Below are 16,601 nucleotides of genomic sequence, written 5' to 3'. Positions count from 1 at the left end.
GCCCTGGGCCCCGTTACTCGAGTTCGGTCAGCGACTCGGACTTGCACTCCGGACACTGGAACCAGTAGGACCCCGAGTCGGCGTCGGAGTGGAACGTGTGACCGCAATCGTCACACTCGTACTCGGTCTTCTCGTCTGTGAGCCCGACTGTCTCCCGGATAGTTTCGAGTACGGACATTGACTCCGTTGCCACCAATGCGTCGCCGGCGTGTTATAACCCCGCCGGGCGTTTCAGCCGTCGAAACTCCCGACATCGGCCACGCCAGTTTGTACGCCGGATTCCGCACGAAAACTGCCCGTTCCACGGCCCGAACGCGGCGGTCACGGGCGCTCTCGTGGCTGTTTCACCTCGTGAAGCCGTGCACAGCCTCCGGACAATCGCCGTCGGGGTCGTCTGGGGACTCACGGCGCGTCCCGGTCGCCCCCGCGTCGCTCACCCCCCTCGCCGATGTCGTCCCAGGCGTCCTCGGCCTGTTCGACCAGGTCCCGGCGCAGTTCCAGGTCCACCTCGAACCCGCCCCCGTCGAGCTCGAAACTGATCCGCTCGAGCGCCGTCTCGTAGACCTTGTAGTGGTTCCCGTCCTCGTCGACGCGGGTGGCCTCGGTCAGCAGGTCGTACTCCTGACAGACGTTGATTCGCCGGTACAGCGTCGGCTCGGAGGCCTCGAGGCCGTCCGCGAGCTCGGGCACCGACATCGGCTTCACGTTCGCCACCGCGAGGATTCGCCGGACCTCCTCGCTCCCGAGCACCTCGAAGACCGTCTCGGGGTCCCAGTCTCCGCTCACGTTCCGGGGTCACGGAGCCAGACAGAAAAGGGCGGTGTCCACTCGAGGGGTCGAGGTCCCGGAAAGTTCAGCACCGCGAACACCGCACGGGCGTGCCCGGCTCACTACACCGGGCCCGATAGCAACTGGCCGGCCCACACGAGACAGATACGGCTCGCCGGGGCCCAGGCCGTCGGTGAGGGAACGCCCTCACCATACTCTACGGTACACACTATATCTATATAACTGCGTATGCCTCCGTGTTAGCACTCGGAGACGCCGATTTCCGGAGTACATGGTTCTGCGCTGCCCGCGAGGAGAGGGCCTGCCACCTCGCCAGCAGCGGGGTTCACGTTCGGTGATGGAAACGCCTTTGCCGTCGCGGCGCTCGCTGTCTGACGTGCCACCTCGAGCCGACAGCGAGCCGAGCGTCGCGGTCGCGGACGCCCTCCCCGAGTTCGCCGACGCCTTCCCCTTCGAGCGGTTCAACGCCATGCAGTCCGAGGCGTTGCCCGCGCTCTTAGAACGCGAGGACAACGTCGTGGTCAGCGCCCCGACCGCCAGCGGGAAGACCGCGCTGGCGGAACTGGCCATCTGCAAGACCCTCGCGGCGGGCGGGACCGCGCTCTTTCTGGCCCCCCTGCGCGCGCTCACCAACGAGAAAGAGCGCGAGTGGGAGCGCTTCGAGGACATGGGCTACTCCGTGTACGTCGTCACCGGCGAACGCGACCTGAACCCCCGTCGGGCCGAGCGGGCCGACATCCTCGTGATGACCCCGGAGAAGGCCGACTCCGCGACGAGGAAACACGACACCCATCGCTACGCGTTCATCACCGACGTCGACTGCTGTGTCATCGACGAGGTCCACCTGCTCGACTCCGATAGGCGCGGCGCGGTGCTCGAGGTCACCGTCTCGCGCCTGCGCCGACTCTGTGACCCCCGCGTGGTCGCCCTGTCGGCGACGATGCCAAACATCGACGACGTCGCCGACTGGCTGGACGCCCCCGCCGAGACCACCTTCGCCTTCGGCGACGACTACCGTCCGGTGCCCCTGAACGCCGACGTGAAGACCTACTCGCACGGCGAGAACGCCTTCGCCGACAAGTACCGCCGACTCTATCGGGCGCTGGACCTGACCGAGCCCCACATCCGCGAGGAAGGCCAGGCGCTCGTGTTCGTCTCCTCCCGGCAGGACACCGTCCAGGCCGCCAAGAAGGCCCGCGACGAACTGGCCGAACGCGACGTCCCCATCGGGGCGCGGGGCGACTACGACTTCCACAACGACGCCGCCGACCTGGGGAACGACACGCTCCGTCAATCGGTGCTCGACGGCGTGGGCTTCCACCACGCCGGCCTCGCCCGCGAGGACAAGAACCGCGTCGAGGACTGGTTCAAGGAGGGCAAGATACAGCTGCTCTTTTCGACCTCGACGCTCGCGTGGGGCGTGAACCTCCCCGCGCGCTGTGTCGTCATCCGCGACACGAAGCTCCACGACCCCCTGGAGGGCGAGGTCGACATGAGCCCGCTCGACATCCTCCAGATGCTCGGGCGCGCGGGGCGGCCGGGCTACGACGACATGGGCTACGCCTGGGTCGTCTGTGACCGCGCGGACGCCGACAAGTACCGCGCGCTGCTCCGGGACGGCAAGGAGATCGAGTCCCGGCTCGCGGGCGAACTCGACGCCCACCTCAACGCCGAGATCGCGCTGGGGACGATCCGGGACGTCGACGACGTGATGGCGTGGCTCCGGACGACGTTCTACTTCGCCCGCGCCCAGTCGGCCCCCGACGAGTACGCCGCCGGCAGCGACCTCCGCGAGCGGGTCAGCCGCACCCTCTCGGAGCTGGTCGCCGACGGTTTCGTCGAACAGGACGGCCTCCGCGTCGAACCGACCCGCCTGGGGCATCTGGCCTCGACGTTCTACCTTCGACTCGACACGGCACGCCGGTTCGCCGACCTGGCCGAGCGCTGCGAGGCGCAGGCCGACAGCGGGGCCACGGCTCCCATCGAGCCCGCGGACCTCCTCACCACCGTCGCTGGGGCGACGGAGTTCGACAGCGTCAGCGCCCGCTCGGACGAACAGGACGCGGTCGCCGCGGTGCTGGGTGACGTCGATGCGGACTTAGACGCCGGCCAGCGGAAGGTGCTCGCCATCTGCAAGGCGGGGATGACCGGGACGACGCCGACGGAACTCAAGAGCGACGCCTGGGTCATCCGGCAGAACGCGCTTCGCCTGCTTTCGGCCCTGCGGGCGTTCCTCGACGACCTCGCGCCGGCACGCTTCGCCAACCTCGCCTGCCGCGTCGAGGCCCGCGTCGAACACGGCATCAGCGCCGACGCCGTCGGTCTGACTGCCATCGACGGCGTCGGGTCCGGTCGCGCCGGAAAACTCGCCGCCGAGGGGCTCCAGACGCCCGCCGACGTGGTCGCGGCCGGCGTCGACGGCCTCGTCCGGGCCGGGCTCTCGGAGGGCGTGGCCGAGCAGGTGCTCTCGAACGCCCGCGACCTCCCGGTCGTCGACGTGGACTGGGGCGCGTTCCCCGACGCCATCGCCACGGGTGCAAACGAGATGCGGGAGGTTACCGTCGAGAATACCGGCGGGGCCGCCCGCGCGGGTCTGCGGGTGACGGTCAACGGCCGCGAGATGACCGCGAAACCCTCTTACCTCGGTGAGGCAACGCTCCCGGTGGCCGTCTTCGGCGCTGACGCCGACGAACTGACCTACACCGTCGAGGTGGCCTTCCCCGACCTCCCGCTCCCGTCGGTCACGGAGCAGCGGACCGTCCGCGTCGACTAAGCCGGTCTTACCGGCGGAGTGAACTGTTCAGCCGGGACCGTTCTCGTCGACCGTCCCGCCCGAATCTGCCCCCGAGCGGCGGCGAACGGCGCTGAACCCTCTGAACGGTCCCGGAGCGTCGCCCCCTTATACGAGCGGTCACCCACAACCGCTGGGCGAGGAGGTCCACCATGGCAAACACCCCGCCCTTCGACTCCCCCGCTGAATCGCCGTCCGGGAGGTTCCGCTCGGTGGCCTGGGCCGCCCGTCGCGGGCCGGTCGAGACCGTCGGCTTCTGGACCGGTGTCCTGGCCCCGCTGGCGTACCCGCTCTTGCTCGTCGGCGAACTGACGACGCAGTCGCTCGGTCTCCTGTGTGCCGTCGTCGCGCTCAACGTCTGTGGCCTCCTCCTGGGCCGTGGCTACGCCGACTGCTCCTGAGACGCCCCCGCGTCGCCAAACAGCAGCCCCCGGAGTTCGGCCGCGCCGGCCACGACGTAGTCCGCGGCCGAGAGGTCCGTCTCGTCGCCGTCGCCCCGGAAGCCCACCGTCGTCATGCCTGCGGCGGCGGCCGCCTGCGCCCCCGCGGTCGAATCCTCGACGGCCCAGCACTCGGCCGGCTCGACGCCAAGTTCCGCCGCGCCGCGTTCGTAGATGCCCGGTTCGGGCTTGCCGGCCCCCTCCAGGTCGTCGGCGCTGACGACGGCGTCGAAGTGTTCCAGGAGGCCGAACCGCTCGTCGACGACCTCGATCCAGTCCCACGGCGAGGAGGTGGTCAGCGCCAGGGCGACGCCTGCGGCCCGGAGGTCCGCCAGCAGGTCGTGCCCGCCCTCCAGCAGCGTGGCGTGGTCGCGGTATATCTCGCGGCCGGCCGCCTCGAACAGCGACTCGTACTCCTCGCGCGAGACGGCCAGTTCGTACTGCTCGGCCAGCTCCGGATAGACCTCCTTGTAGCTCCGCCCGGTGATGACCGACAGCGGGATGTCGTCGTTCGGGGCCGCCGTCGGCAGGATGTGGCTCCGCTGCTTTTCCACCCAGTAGTCCTCGGACTGGACGAGGACGCCGTCCATGTCGAAACAGATCGCCTGCGGCGGGCTCATTACCCTCTCCCACACGCTCGACCGGTTTGGATGTTTGGGCCCCGGTGAGCCGGTCGCGTTCGGCGACACACGCCCGGCCACCGCTCCCGACGCCTCCGAGAGTTTATATCCGAACCCGGGACCAGACCGGTCCATGCACGACGGCACGCGCGTGATGGCCGGCCAGTGTACGACCGTCTTCGAGGGCTCCCGTGAGCGGGAACAGCGGGGCGACGTCCTCGTCGTCGTCAAACCCGACAACACCGTCCTCGTCCACGACGCCGCGGGCTACCAGCCCGTGGCGTGGCTCACCCGGGCCGAGAGCGTCGCCGTCGAGGACGGCGTGGTCACCGCCCGCGACGGCGAGGAGTTCCTGCGGGTGGTCGCCCACGAGGAACACGGGAGCGCCAGGTTCCCGGCCTCGAACGCCGGCGTCCCGGTCGCGGACTGTCCGGACTGTTCGGGGACGCTCGTCCGGACGCGGGGCGACGTCGCCTGTACCGGCTGCGAGGCGTCGTATGGCCTGCCGAGCGATGCCACCGTCACCGGCGGCCGCTGTGGCGACTGTGGCCTGCCCACGATGCGCGTCGAACGCGGCGCGGCCTTCGAGGTGTGTCTCGACCGTGACTGTGACTCGCTGGACGACCGCGTGAAGGCCGCTTTCGACCGCGAGTGGGGCTGTCCCGACTGCGAGGGCGACCTGCGCATCGTCCGCCGGGGCGGCCTGCTGGCCGGGTGCGACCGGTACCCCGACTGCGACACCGCCTTCTCGGTGCCCTCGGGGGTGGTCGTCGACGACTGTGCCTGTGGCCTGCCGGCGTTCGAGACGGCCGGCGGGCGGCGCTGTCTGGACAGTACCTGCGACCACGCCGACTGACCGGGACGACGCCACGGCGCGACCCGCAGGGGCTTTGTCCCCCGCCCGACAGTCCCCGCTATGGACCTCACGCTCGACGGTGACGTGGTCCGGGCCGGCCCGCGCGCCCGCGAGCGGTTCTACGACTCGCGTGGCTACGGTCGCGTCCGGAACGGCGACCTCGACCTCGCGCCCGTCGAGGCCGCCCACCTGCTGTACCGTGGCGACATCGAGCGCGTCGACGGGATGGACTTCCGGGCCTTCCTCGGGTCGACGGCCGTCTCCGGGGTGGCCTTCCTCGTCTACAAGGACCTGCGGGACCGCGGGTTCTACCTCTCGCCAGCCCGCGATGGGTGGGTCGAGAACCCCGACGGCGCGGACTTCGTGGTCTACCCCCGCGGGCAGGGGCCGTGGGACGACGCCGTCGCCTACCGCGTCCGCGTCGTCGGCGAGCGCGACAGCGTGCCCGCGGCGAGCCTCGGGGACTGCGTGCTCGCGGTGGTCGACGAGGAGAGCGAGATAACCTACCTGGCGACCGACCGCCCCGACGTCTCGGGGACCAGCGACGGCACGGTCCCCCCGACCGAGGGCGAGCTGCTTGCCGAGCGGGTGCTGTGCTGGGACCCGCCGGCACAACTCTACGAGCAGGCGTTCTACGGCCAGCGGCTCGACGACGCCGTCCAGCTGTCGCTCGTGGAGGCGGCGTACCTCGCCAGCGACGGGAGGCTCGCCGTCGAGGGTGGCGCCGACGCCGTCGTCGCCCGCGGCCGCGACGTCGAGGGCGACCGGTTCGACCGCCGGCTCGCGGTCTACTCGACGCTCCGGGAGGCGGGCGTCGTGCCCAAGACCGGCTTCAAGTTCGGCGCGGACTTCCGGACCTACGCCGACGTCGAGGACGTCGACAACCTTGGCCACTCCGAACTGCTCGTGCGGGTGCTGCCAGCCGACCACGCCTTCGAGCCCCGCGACCTCGCGCTGGACGTGCGACTCGCCCACGGCGTGCGGAAGCGAATGGTTTTTGCGCTGACCGGGGCCAATGGGGAGGTACGCTGGCTCGCCGTGAGCCGACTGACACCATGACCGACCACGACGCGCCCCACGACGACGCATCGCCCGCCGAGGACCGCCGCCAGTCGGGGGCGCCGTGGCGTGAGTCGGAGGACTTCCGGACCGACGGCGGCGCCGACGCCGCCGGTGCCGACGACGTGGCGCTTGACCCTTGGGGCTCCTCGACCGTCGCGGACTACCGCAAACTGTTCGACCAGTTCGGCATCGGGGCCTTCGACGACATCCTCCCGGGCGTCCCGAACCCCCACTACCTGATGCGCCGGAGCGTCATCTTCGGCCACCGTGACTACGACCGGGTCGCCCGCGCGATACGCGAGGGCGAGGACTTCGCCGCGCTCTCGGGGTTCATGCCGACCGGCGACCCCCACATCGGCCACAAGATGGTGTTCGACGAGATAATCTGGCACCAGGAGCAGGGCGGGGACGCCTACGGCCTCATCGCCGATCTGGAGGCCCACGCCGCCCGCGACCTCTCGTGGGCCGAGATCGACGAGCACACCCGCAGTTACGTCCTCTCGCTGCTCGCGCTGGGCTTCGACCCCGAGGAGGGGGAACTCTACCGCCAGTCGACCAACCGCGAGGTCCAGGACCTCGCGTTCGAACTGGGTGTCGAGGCCAACTTCTCGGAGCTGCAGGCCATCTACGACTTCGACGGCGAGACGGACGTCTCGCACATGCAGTCGGTCGTCACGCAGATGGCCGACATCCTCTACCCGCAACTCGACGAGCCCAAGCCGACCGTCATCCCCGTCGGCCCCGACCAGGACCCCCACATGCGCCTGGTCCGGGACCTCGCGGCCCGGATGCGCTACTTCGGCGTGACCGAGGCGTACGCGAGCTTCGAGGCGAACCCGGCCGAGCGCGGCCTGCTGCGGAAGGCCTACAACGCCCGGACGGACTACGCCGAGGACGCCGACCGGCCCCGCTGTGGCGAGGCCGCCGACTGGCTGCGCGAGCAGGACCTCGAACCCGGCGAGGCCCGCGAGTCTGCCGTCGAGAAACTGGAGAACGCCGGGAAGGAACCCATCCGGCCCCGGACGCGCATCTTCGACCGACGCGCGACCGACGCCGCCTTCGACGCGCTCGTCGAGGCCGTCGACGGCGAGAAGCGCGTCTACGACGAACACGTCGACGCCTTCGACCTCTCGCAGGACGAGGCCGCGGACCTGGCCCGCGAGGTCGAACTCGACAACGGCGGGTACGGCTTCCTCCCGCCGTCCTCGGTCTACCACCGCTTCATGACCGGCCTCACCGGCGGGAAGATGTCCTCCTCGATCCCGGCGTCACACATCTCCCTGCTCGACGACCCCGAGGACGGCTACGACAAGGTCAAATCGGCGACCACCGGCGGCCGGGCCACCGCCGCGGAACAGCGTGAGAAGGGCGGGAAGGCCGACGAGTGCCCGGTCTACGAACTATACGCGTACCTCTTGTCGGGCGACGACGACGAGTTCGCTACGGAGGTCTACGAGGAGTGTGTCGGCGGCGAGCGCCTCTGTGGCGGGTGCAAGGAGCAGGCCGCCGAACTCATGCGCGAGTTCCTCGAGGACCACCAGGAGAAACGCGACGAGTGGGCGGCGAAACTCGACGAACTCGACATCGAACTCGAGTCCGACCGACGACGCGACTAATATTCCTCGGTTTCTGTTTCGGTGGTGCGGGCACAGTGGTGACCGCGAACCGCCAGAAAGCCCCGACGCGTTCGACTCCCGGGCCTCGCTGCGCGCTTCGCTCACTCCGTTCGCTCCAGTGCTTGCGTCGTCCGGGTTTGCCGAACGCGTCGCCCCTTTCAGTCCACCCGTAGCCGGTTGGTCATTTATCCTGGGTGGACTGAAAGCGCCCGGGGACTTTCTGGCGGGTTTCGATGTTATCTGCTGGCGTTGCGTACGCTGCGGCACACCAATCGGTTGCTAGCCGGCGTCACAACGCTTTTACTGCCCCGTCACAACCGTTCGCACATGGCATCCGAATCCCGCAGTGCCGGTGTCGCGCGCCAGTCGCCACGCAGTCCGGGGTTCGGCTTCTTCGTCGCTGCCTGACGGGTGGTGGATTCGGGGCCGACCGACCGGTCGGCGCCGACGAAACCCTCCGAGGGGAGCGAGGTCCCGCCCACTCGACGGGACCTCGGATGTCCGAGCGGGAGAACGGCCCGCGAGGACCAAGTGAGAACCGTTAACTGAGCGACCCGCAGTGATGTTCACAACGACCGACACACGCTATGAAACGACCACAGGCACAGGTGGCCGTCCTCGAGGCCGCCGACGCACAGGAGCAGCGAGGTATCGACGAGGTGGCCGACGAGGCCGGCCTCAAGCCCGAGGCGGCCACCCGCGCCGCCTTCGAACTGGAGGCCGACGGCCTGCTCGACGTCACCGAGGAGACTGTCGAGCACTACGCACTGACCGAGGAGGGCGAGTCCTATATCTGTGAGAGTCTGCCCGAACAGGACCTCTACGCGGCCGCGATGGACGCCGGGGCCGACGCGGACCCGGTGTCGATGGGGCAGGTCATCGGTGCCTCGGGACTGGAGGGCGCGGCCGTCGACATCGCGCTGTCGAACTACGCCCGGAAGGGGTACGGGCACATCGACAGCGGCGAGATAACCGCCGACCCCGACGCCGACACCGGGGACGACCCCGAGATGCTCGCGCTCGAAGCTGTCGCCGACGGCCGCGTCGAGGACGCCGACACCGAGGCGCTCTCGCAACTGGAACGCCGGGGGCTGCTCGAGGTCAGCGAGGCGACGGTCCGCTCCGTCGTGCTGACCGACGACGGCGTCACCCAGCTGATGGCCGGCATCGAGGTCGCAGCGACCGTCGACCAGGTCACGCCGGAACTGCTGACCAGCGGCGAGTGGGCGGACGTCGAGTTCACCGAGTACAACGTCGCGGCCGACGCCGAGGTGGTCTCCCACGGCAAGGAGCACATCCTCCGACAGACCGCGAACCGGGTCAAGGACACCCTCGTCGGCATGGGCTTCCAGGAGATGCAGGGGCCCCACGTCGACGCGCAGTTCTGGATCAACGACTGCCTGTTCATGCCCCAGGACCACCCCGCGCGGACTCACTGGGACCAGTTCGCCCTGGAGACGCCCGACGAGATCGAGGAGCTGCCCGAGGACCTCGTCGAGCGCGTCAAATCTGCCCACCTGGAGGGCGTCGGCCCCGACGGCGAGGGCTACCACTCGCCGTGGGAGGAGGAGGTCGCCCGCGGTCTGGACCTGCGGGGCCACACCACCTCGCTGTCGATGCGCTACCTCTCGGGCCACGAGATCGGCGAGCTCGAACCGCCCGAGCGGTTCTTCAGCGTCGAGAAGGTCTACCGCAACGACACGCTGGACCCGACCCACCTGCTGGAGTTCTTCCAGATCGAGGGCTGGGTGATGGCCGAGGACCTCTCCGTTCGCGATTTGATGGGGACGTTCACCGAGTTCTACGAGCAGTTCGGCATCACCGACCTGGAGTTTAAGCCCCACTACAACCCCTACACGGAGCCGAGTTTCGAGCTGTTCGGGACCCACCCCGAGACCGGCGAGATCGTGGAGGTCGGCAACTCCGGCATCTTCCGCGACGAGGTGTTAGCGCCGCTTGGCGTCGACTGTGACGTGATGGCGTGGGGCCTCTCGCTGGAGCGTCTCCTGATGCTGATGTACGGCTTCGAGGACATCCGCGACGTCCACGGGACGCTGTGTGACCTTGACCTCCTGCGGGAGACGGAGGTGATGCACTGATGCCCGTCGTCGACGTCGACCCCGACGAACTGCGCTACCTGACCGGTCACGACGAGAAGGATGACGACCAGCTGAAATCGGACCTCTTCGACCTCGGGCTGGAGTTCGAGGGCTGGACCGAGGACGACGAGTTCCAGCTGGAGTTCGCGCCCGACCGCCTGGACCGCCTCTCCGTGGAGGGGGTCGCCCGGTCGCTGCGCTACCACTACGGCGACGACCGCGGGGTGTACGTCCCGAACACGAACACCGCCGAGTGGACCATCGAGGTCGAGGACCAGCCCGAGGAACGACCGTACGTCACGGGTGCCATCGTTCGCGGCCTCGATATGGGCGAAGACGCCCTGGAATCTCTCATCCAGCTGCAGGAGAAACTGCACGCGACGATGGGGCGCAAGCGCGCGAAAGGCGCCATCGGCGTCCACGACCTGACGATGCTGAAAGGCGAGGCCGCCGTCGAGGGCTCCGGGAAGTCGATCCGCTACACCGGAGTCGACCCCGACGGCGAGACGTTCGTCCCGCTGGACTCGGACGCGGAGATGACGCCGGCCGAGGTCATCGAGGACCACGAGACGGGCCGGACCTACGGCGACCTCGTGGCGGAATTCGACCGAGTGCCCGCCATCTACGACTCCATCGGCCTGTTCTCGTTCCCGCCGGTCATCAACGGCCGCCGGACCGAGGTCAGCGAGGACTCCCGGGACCTGTTCATCGAGATGACCGGGACCGACCAGTGGACCATCGACCACATGTGCAACATCGTCTGCTACGCACTCGAGGCGCGTGGCGGCCAGGTCGAACGCGTCGAAGTCGAGTACGCCGACGACGCCCCCGGCGAGCACGCCGGCAGCACGCTCGAGCGCCCGGACCTCTCGGTGCGCTCGAAGACGGTGACGCTGGACCGCGTCCGGTCTATCATCGGCGTCGACCTGGACCCAGAGCAGGTCGTCGACTACGCCGAGCGGGCCGGCCTCGACGCCGAAGCGGTCGAGACCGAGGACGGCGGCGTCGCCTTCGAGGTCGAGATTCCGCCCTACCGCGTCGACGTGCTCCACCCGCTGGACCTCGTCGACGACGTGGGCCGGGCGCTGGGGTTCAACACGCTCGAACCGACCTACCCCGACGTCTCGACGGTCGGCGGCCGCCACGAGCGCTCGCGCCTCGAGGACGCCGCTCGCGACGCGCTGGTTGGCCTTGGCTTCGAGGACCTGCTGAACTTCCACATGACAGACGAGGCGGAGAACTTCACTCGCATGGGCGTCTCCCCCGACGACGACTGCGTGGGGGCCGCCGACCCCGTCACCATCCAGGAACCGTACAGCGAGGACTACACTATCCTCCGGACCTGGGCACTCCCCTCGCTGCTGATGGTCTTAGAGAACAACACCCACCGGCGCTACCCGCAGGACCTCGCCGAGATCGGCCTCGCGGCGGGGCTCGACGACTCGGAGAACACCGGCGTCGCCGAGCACCGGACCGTAGCCGGGGCGCTCGCACGCACCGACGCCTCCTACGAGGACGCGAAGGCCCGCCTGCAGGCCCTCGCCGGGGCCTTCGACACGAAACTGGAGACGCCGCCGACCACCCACCCGTCGTTCATCGACGGCCGGGCGGCCGAGGTGGTGCTGGACGGCGAGTCCGCCGGCGTCGTCGGCGAGGTTCACCCACGGGTGCTCGTCGAACACGACCTGGAACTGCCGGTGGCGGCCTTCGAGTTCCGGCTCGACGCGCTGTCGTAATCAACACGCACTGGGACGCTACGCGTATCCGGCGAGGACGGTCCCGACCGGGACGACTCGAGCAACCTCGCGAGAAAACGGTCGTCCCACGACGCGATGTGCAACTGGCGAGGTGTCTCGGCCACGCCGGCCGTTCGCCCACCCGCATCTTCAACGTTCCCGCTACAGGTCCGCACCGATTGCGTCCTCGACGCTGTCGAAGCCGTCGTCGTCGAGCAGTTCGAGCAGCCCCTCGTTGATGTCGCGGGCGATAGACGGTCCGCGGTAGACGAGGCCGGTGTACAGCTGGACCAGCGAGGCGCCGGCACGAATCTTGCGGTAGGCCCCCTCGGCCGTCGAGACGCCGCCGACGCCGATCACGGGCACGTCGACGCGTTCGGCGACGAACCGGACCATGCTGGTCGCTCGGTCCTCGATCGGCTTCCCCGAGAGGCCGCCCTGCTCGACCCGGTTGGACGAGCGCAGACTGGCCGGGCGGTCCATCGTGGTGTTGGTCGCGACGACGCCGTCGAGGCCCAGGTCGGTCACGAGCTCTAAGGCGTCCTCGACGGCCGGGTCGGGGAGGTCCGGGGAGAGCTTCACCAGGAGCGGTGCCGCACCGGCGTCCTGGAGTTCGGTGAAGATGGCCGCCATCGCGTCGCGGTTCTGGAGTTCCTCGAAGCCCTGGGAGTTGGGACAGGAGACGTTGACGACGAAGAAGTCCCCGCCCTCGGCGACCCGCTCGTAGGTATAGCGGTAGTCTTCCGGGGCCGCTCCGGTGTCGACGTGCTCGCTCTTGGCGATGTTGACGCCGACGGGGAACGGCGCGTCGGTGTTCGCCAGGCGCTGACCGACGACGTCCGCGCCGTCGTTGTTCAGCCCCATCCGGTTGATGATGGCCTCGTCCTCGCGCAGGCGGAACATCCGCGGGCGGGCGTTGCCGGACTGTGGCTCGGCCGTGACGCCGCCGACCTCGGCGAACCCGAAGCCGAGCGACGCCAGCACGGTCGGAATCGTCGCGTTCTTGTCGAACCCGGCGGCGACGCCGACGGGGTTGTCGAAGGACTGCCCCATCGCCGCGACGGTCAGGCGGTCGTCAGCGACGGTGTATCGACGCGCCATCGCGGTCGCGACCGGCGTCCCGTCGACCGTCTCGAGCAGGCGGTGGACCGCGCCGTTGGCGGTCTCTGCCGGGAGCCGAAAGAGGAGCGGTCTGGCGATATCGTAGGGTCTCATAGGGGCGTATCGTCGTCAGGTCATTCGAGCGAGAACACCGGCGTCAGAAGTCGTGCTCGACCTCGTCGGGGTCGGCCTTCTGGATGATGATCTTGTTGTCACGCACCCGGACGAACACTTCGTCGCCGATCTCCATGCCGGCGACTGCGAGTTCGTCTTCGTGGATGTTGATGTGTACGTTGTGGTACTCGCCGTCTTCGTCTTTGGCGCCACTCGGGCTGAAGCTTCTTTTTTCGCACCATCGAGCTATCCTACACGGTGCTTCGCTGCAGGATACACTTAAGTCTACCGTGCCACGCCGCTCCACCGCCTCGAACCGGCGCGCGCGAGCGAGCGACCCCGTCAGAATCGCCCGCTTCAGGGGGGGCGATTCCATCCTGTCGGTTTCTGGTATATAACAGTACCGCAGCAGGACCGGCGAATCCGGGGGTATATTTATGTTCGGTCATGTGTTGAGTTGACATGGAGCGGTGAAAACCATGGCACGTGACAGTGATAAGCGCAACTTTGCGCTCCGTGAGGATGGCAACGAATCGAGCGTCTTCTCTGGGGGGACACCCCGACAGGCCGCACTGAAGGCGGCCCGCCGGCTCGAACCCGCAAGCAGTGAGGAGGCGGCCGAGCGCCAGGAGATTCGACTCCGCGAGAAGGGGACACACAAGGTCCACATCTACGAGGCGTGGGCCTGGGTGGAGGAGGCCCCCGACGACAAGCCCGACTGGATGCCCGGCGACATCACGAAGGGGAACGTCTCGAAGCAGGGGGTCGAACACCTCGACGACATCTAGACCCATCCGTTCCGGACGAGTCTTTTCCGACAGCGCAATCACAGGCAGTGACGACGTCGTGGTTTCCAGCAGGCGGCGAGGGGCACCGCCCGGTCCCGGCAGTGTTTCGTCTCGTGTGGCACCGGCGTCTCTGCGCTCGCCCTCGGATGCTCCTCTCCTCGCGCGCAGCGCGCGCGACGCTCACTGCCCCACCACACCCGCTCCGTGCCTCCCCGGACGCTGAATACTCAGGGGCCGGACCGCGGCAGCGTCCCACCGGCCGGCCTGCAGTGCACGAGGCGGTCGGCCCCGGCGGGTCACCAGCGACCGCGTGGGACTCCCTCCCCCGTGTAATCGCGTGCCGAAGCCGGTCCGGTTCGACGGGGTTAAGTGTGACACTGCCATCGGAATCGAATGCGAACGTGGCGCGGGGCGACGCCCCCCCGCCAGGTCGGACGGCATCCGTTGCCCTTAACTACATCAGGGCGTTCGGATGCAAACGCGAAGGCGATTCGCGTCGGGCGGTTCCGACGCGAGCTCCGTTCCGATGCCCTTAAGTGTAACAGGGCACTCGGATTGAACGCGAACGAGGCCTGGTCGGGGCCACCGAAACCCGTCCACGATCGGACCGCGGCGAGGTCGACTCGCCGGCGTGACTCGAAGCCTTTAAGATGGCTACGACGTAACGAACAGGTCCGGAGTACATGAGGATTCCACCCCTGCGGTCCGCCGTCAAGATGGAATCTGATGTTAGCCCTGATAGTTCGGTGACACTCGGTCGGCGAGTGTCCTCGAACACCCTTCGATAGCGACCACACCCCACAGTGGGTGTGACCCGCCTAACCCCCCGGCATTGTGCCGGGATACATTCCGGTTGATCCTGCCGGAGGTCATTGCTATTGGAGTCCGATTTAGCCATGCTAGTCGCGCGGGTTAGACCCGCGGCGTATAGCTCAGTAACACGTGGCCAAACTACCCTATGGACAGGGACAACCTCGGGAAACTGAGGCTAATCCCTGATACAGCTCTCACGCTGGAGTGCCGAGAGCTGGAAACGCCCCGGCGCCATAGGATGTGGCTGCGGCCGATTAGGTAGATGGTGGGGTAACGGCCCACCATGCCCATAATCGGTACAGGTTGTGAGAGCAAGAGCCTGGAGACGGAATCTGAGACAAGATTCCGGGCCCTACGGGGCGCAGCAGGCGCGAAACCTTTACACTGCACGACAGTGCGATAAGGGGACTCCAAGTGCGAGGGCATATAGTCCTCGCTTTTCTGTACCGTAGGGAGGTACAGGAACAAGTGCTGGGCAAGACCGGTGCCAGCCGCCGCGGTAATACCGGCAGCACGAGTGATGACCGATATTATTGGGCCTAAAGCGTCCGTAGCCGGCCAGACAAGTCCGTTGGGAAATCGACGTGCTCAACACGTCGGCGTCCAGCGGAAACTGTCTGGCTTGGGGCCGGAAGACCTGGGGGGTACGTCCGGGGTAGGAGTGAAATCCTGTAATCCTGGACGGACCACCAATGGCGAAAGCACCTCAGGAGGACGGACCCGACGGTGAGGGACGAAAGCTAGGGTCTCGAACCGGATTAGATACCCGGGTAGTCCTAGCTGTAAACGATGCTCGCTCGGTGTGCCGCAGGCTACGAGCCTGCGCTGCGCCCTAGGGAAGCCGAGAAGCGAGCCGCCTGGGAAGTACGTCTGCAAGGATGAAACTTAAAGGAATTGGCGGGGGAGCACCACAACCGGAGGAGCCTGCGGTTTAATTGGACTCAACGCCGGACATCTCACCGGTCCCGACAGTAGTGATGACAGTCAGGTTGACGACTTTACTCGACGCTACTGAGAGGAGGTGCATGGCCGCCGTCAGCTCGTACCGTGAGGCGTCCTGTTAAGTCAGGCAACGAGCGAGACCCACATCCGTAGTTGCCAGCGATATCTAGCGATAGTCGGGTACACTACGGAGACTGCCGTTGTTAAAACGGAGGAAGGAATGGGCAACGGTAGGTCAGTATGCCCCGAATGGACCGGGCAACACGCGGGCTACAATGGTCATGACAGTGGGATGCGACGCCGAGAGGCGGAGCTAATCTCCAAACGTGATCGTAGTTCGGATTGCGGGCTGAAACTCGCCCGCATGAAGCTGGATTCGGTAGTAATCGCGTGTCAGAAGCGCGCGGTGAATACGTCCCTGCTCCTTGCACACACCGCCCGTCAAAGCACCCGAGTGGGGTCCGGATGAGGCCTGGATACCCAGGTCGAATCTGGGCTCCGCAAGGGGGCTTAAGTCGTAACAAGGTAGCCGTAGAGGAATCTGTGGCTGGATCACCTCCTACAGAACGGGACTGGGGCACTGCCCCAGCCCACCTTACACGGGGTTCGAGGACTGTCGCCGACCGAGCACCTAAGAACTATCAGGGCTAACGAATGCGGATCTGCCGGGCCCATAGCTCAGCGGGAGAGCGCCGCCTTTGCAAGGCGGAGGCCCTGGGTTCGAATCCCAGTGGGTCCATACGACGTGCCGGCCCCGAATCGCTCCCCTTAAGTGTGGGACGGGATTCGGGACTGGTACGACGACTGATGCACCAACCCGGGTGAAACCGCGGT

The 16,601-nt window shown here is 67.7% G+C and carries 12 protein-coding genes, 1 tRNA gene, 1 rRNA gene and 1 pseudogene; 10 read left to right on the top strand and 5 right to left on the bottom strand.

Annotation, left to right across the window (positions count from 1 at the left end):
- Positions 1–13: 13 nt before the first annotated feature.
- Together P1K88_RS01280 and P1K88_RS01275 are read right to left on the bottom strand one after the other, a co-directional pair.
- Positions 14–178 (bottom strand): FmdB family zinc ribbon protein, encoded by a 165-nt coding sequence (locus P1K88_RS01280; RefSeq protein ID WP_276411927.1) that lies wholly within the window; start codon positions 176–178, stop codon positions 14–16.
- A 224-nt stretch (positions 179–402) separates the two neighbouring features.
- A complete protein-coding gene (locus tag P1K88_RS01275) occupies positions 403–786 on the bottom strand; it encodes an ArsR/SmtB family transcription factor (protein ID WP_276411925.1) in 384 nt (127 codons plus the stop codon).
- A 379-nt stretch (positions 787–1,165) separates the two neighbouring features.
- On the opposite strand from P1K88_RS01275, the gene P1K88_RS01270 reads away from it, so the two are divergent.
- Positions 1,166–3,562, top strand: a complete 2,397-nt coding sequence (locus tag P1K88_RS01270; RefSeq protein ID WP_336407587.1) for a DEAD/DEAH box helicase — start codon at positions 1,166–1,168, stop codon at positions 3,560–3,562.
- A 170-nt stretch (positions 3,563–3,732) separates the two neighbouring features.
- On the top strand, positions 3,733–3,981 hold the full coding sequence (locus P1K88_RS01265; RefSeq protein ID WP_276411923.1) for a DUF8028 family protein: 249 nt from the start codon (positions 3,733–3,735) through the stop codon (positions 3,979–3,981).
- Here P1K88_RS01265 and P1K88_RS01260 read toward each other — a convergent pair.
- On the bottom strand, positions 3,963–4,640 hold the full coding sequence (locus tag P1K88_RS01260) for an HAD family hydrolase (protein WP_276411921.1): 678 nt from the start codon (positions 4,638–4,640) through the stop codon (positions 3,963–3,965). The genes P1K88_RS01265 and P1K88_RS01260 overlap by 19 nt on opposite strands.
- A 133-nt stretch (positions 4,641–4,773) precedes the next feature.
- Here P1K88_RS01260 and P1K88_RS01255 point away from each other — a divergent pair, with 133 nt between their 5' ends.
- The 5 genes from P1K88_RS01255 (at position 4,774) to pheT (ending at position 12,009) form a co-directional block, all read left to right on the top strand.
- Positions 4,774–5,496 (top strand): PDDEXK family nuclease, encoded by a 723-nt coding sequence (locus P1K88_RS01255; protein WP_276411920.1) that lies wholly within the window; start codon positions 4,774–4,776, stop codon positions 5,494–5,496.
- Between the two features lie 60 nt (positions 5,497–5,556).
- Complete coding sequence (gene endA / locus P1K88_RS01250; RefSeq protein ID WP_276411918.1) at positions 5,557–6,555, top strand: tRNA-intron lyase; 999 nt, start codon at positions 5,557–5,559, stop codon at positions 6,553–6,555.
- Positions 6,552–8,174: a tryptophan--tRNA ligase gene (locus P1K88_RS01245; RefSeq protein WP_276411916.1), complete on the top strand. Its 1,623-nt coding sequence runs from the start codon at positions 6,552–6,554 to the stop codon at positions 8,172–8,174. The genes endA and P1K88_RS01245 overlap by 4 nt, the downstream gene beginning before the upstream one ends.
- A 587-nt stretch (positions 8,175–8,761) precedes the next feature.
- Complete coding sequence (gene pheS, locus P1K88_RS01240; protein WP_276411915.1) at positions 8,762–10,273, top strand: phenylalanine--tRNA ligase subunit alpha; 1,512 nt, start codon at positions 8,762–8,764, stop codon at positions 10,271–10,273.
- The gene (pheT, locus tag P1K88_RS01235) at positions 10,273–12,009 is read left to right on the top strand and encodes a phenylalanine--tRNA ligase subunit beta (protein ID WP_276411914.1); all 1,737 of its coding nucleotides are present in this window, start codon (positions 10,273–10,275) and stop codon (positions 12,007–12,009) included. Before pheS ends, pheT begins: the two co-directional genes overlap by 1 nt.
- 162 nt (positions 12,010–12,171) lie before the next feature.
- On the opposite strand, the gene P1K88_RS01230 is transcribed toward pheT, so the two are convergent.
- The gene (locus P1K88_RS01230) at positions 12,172–13,224 is read right to left on the bottom strand and encodes a quinone-dependent dihydroorotate dehydrogenase (RefSeq protein WP_276411911.1); all 1,053 of its coding nucleotides are present in this window, start codon (positions 13,222–13,224) and stop codon (positions 12,172–12,174) included.
- A 43-nt stretch (positions 13,225–13,267) separates the two neighbouring features.
- Positions 13,268–13,466: pseudogene (locus P1K88_RS01225) on the bottom strand (hypothetical protein).
- Between the two features lie 237 nt (positions 13,467–13,703).
- On the opposite strand from P1K88_RS01225, the gene P1K88_RS01220 reads away from it, so the two are divergent.
- The 3 genes from P1K88_RS01220 to P1K88_RS01210 all read left to right on the top strand — a co-directional run bounded on the left by P1K88_RS01220 (position 13,704) and on the right by P1K88_RS01210 (position 16,506).
- Positions 13,704–14,012, top strand: coding sequence for a non-histone chromosomal MC1 family protein (locus tag P1K88_RS01220; RefSeq protein ID WP_276411909.1), 309 nt, complete (start codon positions 13,704–13,706; stop codon positions 14,010–14,012).
- An 846-nt stretch (positions 14,013–14,858) separates the two neighbouring features.
- A 16S ribosomal RNA gene (locus P1K88_RS01215) occupies positions 14,859–16,328 on the top strand.
- Positions 16,329–16,434: 106 nt separating this feature from the next.
- Positions 16,435–16,506: transfer RNA gene (locus tag P1K88_RS01210), tRNA-Ala, on the top strand.
- The last annotated feature ends 95 nt before the right edge of the window (positions 16,507–16,601 follow it).

The organism is Haloarcula halobia (genome assembly GCF_029338255.1).
GTDB lineage: Archaea > Halobacteriota > Halobacteria > Halobacteriales > Haloarculaceae > Haloarcula > Haloarcula halobia.
Note: the sequence above shows the minus strand (reverse complement) of the source record. Positions and strands in the feature narration are given on the sequence as shown.

Bases quoted from the DNA above. Each gene is read 5' to 3' on its own strand.
- P1K88_RS01280 (WP_276411927.1), bottom strand. From the start codon at position 178: ATGTCCGTACTCGAAACTATCCGGGAGACAGTCGGGCTCACAGACGAG.
- P1K88_RS01265 (WP_276411923.1), top strand. From the start codon at position 3,733: ATGGCAAACACCCCGCCCTTCGACTCCCCCGCTGAATCGCCGTCCGGG.
- P1K88_RS01260 (WP_276411921.1), bottom strand. From the start codon at position 4,640: ATGAGCCCGCCGCAGGCGATCTGTTTCGACATGGACGGCGTCCTCGTC.
- P1K88_RS01255 (WP_276411920.1), top strand. From the start codon at position 4,774: ATGCACGACGGCACGCGCGTGATGGCCGGCCAGTGTACGACCGTCTTC.
- endA (WP_276411918.1), top strand. From the start codon at position 5,557: ATGGACCTCACGCTCGACGGTGACGTGGTCCGGGCCGGCCCGCGCGCC.
- P1K88_RS01245 (WP_276411916.1), top strand. From the start codon at position 6,552: ATGACCGACCACGACGCGCCCCACGACGACGCATCGCCCGCCGAGGAC.
- pheS (WP_276411915.1), top strand. From the start codon at position 8,762: ATGAAACGACCACAGGCACAGGTGGCCGTCCTCGAGGCCGCCGACGCA.
- pheT (WP_276411914.1), top strand. From the start codon at position 10,273: ATGCCCGTCGTCGACGTCGACCCCGACGAACTGCGCTACCTGACCGGT.
- P1K88_RS01230 (WP_276411911.1), bottom strand. From the start codon at position 13,224: ATGAGACCCTACGATATCGCCAGACCGCTCCTCTTTCGGCTCCCGGCA.
- P1K88_RS01220 (WP_276411909.1), top strand. From the start codon at position 13,704: ATGGCACGTGACAGTGATAAGCGCAACTTTGCGCTCCGTGAGGATGGC.